This is a genomic window from Roseobacter sp., assembly GCF_024639605.1.
Taxonomy (GTDB): Bacteria; Pseudomonadota; Alphaproteobacteria; order Rhodobacterales; family Rhodobacteraceae; genus Roseobacter.
This window is the reverse complement of the sequence record NZ_JAHEHZ010000223.1, coordinates 1-4039: the sequence shown is the minus strand read 5'-3', so window position 1 is coordinate 4039 and position 4039 is coordinate 1. Positions and strand designations below refer to the sequence as shown.

Annotated in this window: 4 protein-coding genes; all 4 read left to right on the top strand. The window is 56.3% G+C overall.

Annotation, left to right across the window (positions count from 1 at the left end; genetic code table 11):
• The coding region (locus Q0M35_RS17830; RefSeq protein WP_295317600.1) for an adenylate/guanylate cyclase domain-containing protein at nt 1-1299 on the top strand (1299 nt) is incomplete at its 5' end.
• 237 nt (nt 1300-1536) lie between these two features.
• On the top strand, nt 1537-1770 hold the full coding sequence (locus Q0M35_RS17825; protein WP_295317599.1) for a DUF3489 domain-containing protein: 234 nt from the start codon (nt 1537-1539) through the stop codon (nt 1768-1770).
• The gene (locus Q0M35_RS17820) at nt 1770-2207 is read left to right on the top strand and encodes a DUF2924 domain-containing protein (RefSeq protein ID WP_295317598.1); all 438 of its coding nucleotides are present in this window, start codon (nt 1770-1772) and stop codon (nt 2205-2207) included. Before Q0M35_RS17825 ends, Q0M35_RS17820 begins: the two co-directional genes overlap by 1 nt.
• Nucleotides 2204-3880 (top strand): recombinase family protein, encoded by a 1677-nt coding sequence (locus Q0M35_RS17815; RefSeq protein WP_295317597.1) that lies wholly within the window; start codon nt 2204-2206, stop codon nt 3878-3880. The genes Q0M35_RS17820 and Q0M35_RS17815 overlap by 4 nt, the downstream gene beginning before the upstream one ends.
• Nucleotides 3881-4039: the final 159 nt, after the last annotated feature.

The window sequence follows — 4039 nt, the reverse complement described above, 5'->3', positions numbered from 1 at the left end:
TGCTCAATGACTTTGACACTGCCATCCGTTACTCTGTCTTGTGGTGTGGAAAAGGTGGAGTTTGCCATGGAAAATTGGCTCCCAATAAGGTTCGACCCAGATGTAGAGCGTGCCTACGCTCAGAAAATGCTGCAACGGTTCATTCCACTTGGCAGGTTAGGGTCCGCCATCGGCCTCACCGCTTTTATTGGTTATGGGTTTTGGGATCTGATGCTGGATCCCGATGCGTTGGGCCGAACTGGCCCGTATCGCGCGGCGGCAGTTCTGCATTTTGCGATAAGTATTTGTGTTTCTTTCCTTCCGGCTGTGCGTACTAGTCCAAGTTTGTGGAGGTATGTCATGATGTACACCTATCTTGGGGTGGCTATCTTGTTCCCCCTGATACTGGCGCAATTACCCGGAGGGCTTGTCGCAGGCGTGGCTGGCCTTTTGGTAGGAATAATATTTGTTCCAGCGATCACCAATGGAGCACTTCAGGCTTCTGGCATTATGGTGCCCTATCTTCTTGTGGCTCTGCTCACGATGTCGTTCGCGGGCGGTACGCCCTTTGAGGTTTCGAACGCATTAGCTTGGACCAGTGGAGGTGTGGGTTTTGCGATTGGTTTTGCCTATTTACTTGATGTCATTAACCGGCGAGCCTATCAGTTGGAACGCCTGCTCGAGGATGAAAAGCGCCGGTCCGAGGCGTTGTTGCTCAATATACTACCCGCCGAAATCGCGACACGTCTGAAAGCTCAAGAGAAACCTTTGGCCGACAGCCATGACAGCGTGTCTGTCCTGTTTGCTGATCTTGCAGGCTTTACCGAGATTTCACGTAAATTATCAGCGAACGAACTTGTGGAGCTGCTGAACGATCTGTTTTCCCGGTTCGATAAACTTGCGGCAGAACACGGTGCCGAAAAGATCAAGACGATCGGCGATGCGTATATGGTCGCCACAGGCCTGCACAGTAGTGTCGCCGATCACGCAGAAAAAATAGCCGACCTAGCGCTTGCAATGCAGCAAGCTTTTGGCGAGTTCCGTAGAGACAACAACGTTGATCTCAAACTGCGAATAGGCGTGCATTCTGGAGCGGTCGTCGCAGGTGTTATCGGCAAACAAAAGTTCTCATACGATCTTTGGGGAAACACCGTTAACGTTGCTAGCAGAATGGAATCCGAAGGCATTCCCGATAAAGTCCAGATTTCGGCCGATACTTGGCAACTATTGCCTGACCGCTATCGATCAACACCGCGCGGTGAAATTCAAATCAAGGGACACAGACCCAGAGCAACCTATCTGCTTGATGGGCGTACGTGAAAGATGATTTTAACTGTCTGCTTCGGGCTCGACCCGGTCATCTGAGTCTTTCTATCGGATGACTGCTTTTCTGCGTTAAGCGGACGTAACTCCACTGGACTTGTGAGCCAAACAGAGCGGTACTGTCAGTGTTGCGACGCACCTGAATCCAGGTGCCGCCTTCTCCGCCCGGGTCACCGGGCTCTGCTCAGTAGCAGGATCACTTCGGTCCTGCCTTTCAGAAAAGGAGAAGACCTTATGCCAACGCAATCCAAACCCAAAACCAAGAAAGCGCAACTGATTCAGATGCTGACCCGTAAGGCTGGGGCGGATGTCGCGACGATCAGCGAAAAGCTCGGCTGGCTGCCGCATTCGACGCGGGCAGCGCTGACCGGCCTGCGTAAAGCGGGGTTCGAGATCTCTGCTGAGAAAGCGGGGGAGGACAAACCTCTGAGCTACCGCATCACGGCTCAGCCGGCGGACGCGGCCTGATGACTGACAAAGAGGACATCGGTGCGCGCTGGGAGGAGCTCGGCCAGATGGATCGGGCGGCCCTGCGTGTGGCCTGGGCGGAGGCGTTTGGCGACGCCCCGCCGCATTTCCTGTCCATGATCTTCATGCGCAAGGCGCTGATCTGTGATGCGCAGAGCCGCGCCTTCGGCGGCCTGACGACAGACGTGAAACGCGCCTTGAAGGCCGCCGCCGGTGGCAAGCAGGTCAGACCGCCGGCGCCGCCCATCAAACCCGGTACGCAGCTTGTGCGTGAATGGAATGGCCGAAAATATCAGGTCGAGGTCAGAGATACCGGCTTCGTCATGAATGGCGAACACTTTAAATCGCTCTCAGCGATTGCGCTGCAGATCACCGGCACGACCTGGTCGGGTCCGCGGTTCTTTGCTCTGAACGGTCGGGCAGGGCCCGGCACATGAAAAAGATCCGGTGCGCCATCTACACTCGCAAGAGCTCGGAAGAGGGGCTGGAGCAGGAGTTCAATTCGCTGGATGCGCAATACGAGGCCTGTGCTGCCTACATTACAAGTCAGAAAGCGGAAGGCTGGGTGCTGCTGCCGGAGCGGTATGATGACGGCGGGATCTCCGGCGGCACGCTGGAACGGCCCGGGCTCCAACGACTGCTTGCCGACATTGATCGCGGCGCTATCGATCAGATCCTCGTCTACAAGATCGACAGGCTGACCCGATCGCTCGCTGACTTTGCCAAGATGGTTGACCGGCTGGATGCGGCGGACACGTCGTTTGTCTCCGTCACCCAGTCGTTCAACACCGCCACCAGCATGGGGCGTCTGACGCTCAACATGCTTCTGAGCTTTGCGCAGTTCGAGCGGGAAGTCACCGCAGAACGTATCCGCGATAAGATTGCGGCCTCGAAGAAGAAAGGCCTGTGGATGGGGGCAACCGTGCCGCTGGGTTATGCCGCTGATGGCCGTTCGCTGAAGATTGCTGAACCAGATGCCGATGTCATCCGCACGATCTTTGATCTCTACCTTAAACATGGGAACGCGCGTATCGTCAAAGAGACCGTTGATGCGCTTGGCCTCAAGACGCCCGTCAGAACGCTGATCTCGGGCAGGGTGAAAGGCGGAGCAGCATTCAGCTATGGCCACGTTCATTACATCCTGACCAACCCGGTCTATGCCGGCCGCATCCGGCATCATGCTAAAGTCTATCCCGGGCAGCACCCGCCCCTGATCGCGCCCGAGGTCTGGGACGACATTCAGGAGCGGCTTCAACGTGATGCAGCCAAAGACAGGACATTCACAAAACGCAACAGGAACGGTGCACAGGCGTCTGTCTCACTTCTTGCCGGCAAGATCTTCGACCAGACGGGAGATCGCCTCACGCCAAGCCATTCGAAAACGGCGAAGGGCCGCAAGCTGCGGTACTACGTGTCGCACCGGCTGGTTCGCGGATCCGCGCCGCGCGACCCATCGGGATGGCGGTTGCCGGCACCAGAGTTGGAAGACAAAGTCGCTGATCTGATCCGGCGGCATCTGAACCAACCGGAAGTGCGTGCAGGCATTTTGTCTAATGCCGCCGCAGACGAAACCGCGGCGACCGGAACCAAATTGGCTGAACTGAAGACAACGACTCCTGACACAGCAACAGACGCGAAACGCCTGTGTTTAGCACTTGTCGACCGCATCGACATCGCGCCCGGCGAAATCCGCATCGCGCTTTCCGCTGAAAGCCTCGCTGCAAAGCTCGAGGTGGACACAGCACGCATCAACGAAGACTTGCTGTCAACCACATCCCCATTCCAGCATCGCAAGCGCGGTGTGGAAACCAAGCTCGTCATCGGCGACGAACCAGCAGAGATCGATGCGACACTGCTGCGCAATATCGCGCATGCAAATCGGTATTTTGATCTGGTCAGGTCCGGTAAAACATTCGCCGAAATTGCCGAAACCGAAGCCGTCTCGAAACGCCGTGTGCAACAGCTGATCGAACTGGCGTTCCTGGCACCCGATGTGATCCGGGCCGTGCGCGAAGGGCAACAACCAGTAGGTATGACTTCGGACTGGCTGAAAAAGCATGCGTTCTCGCCAATCTGGACAAAGCAGCGCGACGCCTTCGCAGCCCTGTAAGCCACCCCGATTAAAACAATTTATGAACTTCGGTGACTGGTTTTCGGCACTTTAATGTCGTGTCATGAACTCTCGCGATCTTGACCGCATGACCGGCGATGGTCCGACCATCACATTCACCCAACCTGCTACCGCGGAAATGGCGATTCCAGACTTTTC

Coding starts and splice junctions, on each gene's coding strand:
- Q0M35_RS17825 (WP_295317599.1), top strand. CDS start 1,537: ATGCCAACGCAATCCAAACCCAAAACCAAGAAAGCGCAACTGATTCAG.
- Q0M35_RS17815 (WP_295317597.1), top strand. CDS start 2,204: ATGAAAAAGATCCGGTGCGCCATCTACACTCGCAAGAGCTCGGAAGAG.
- Q0M35_RS17820 (WP_295317598.1), top strand. CDS start 1,770: ATGACTGACAAAGAGGACATCGGTGCGCGCTGGGAGGAGCTCGGCCAG.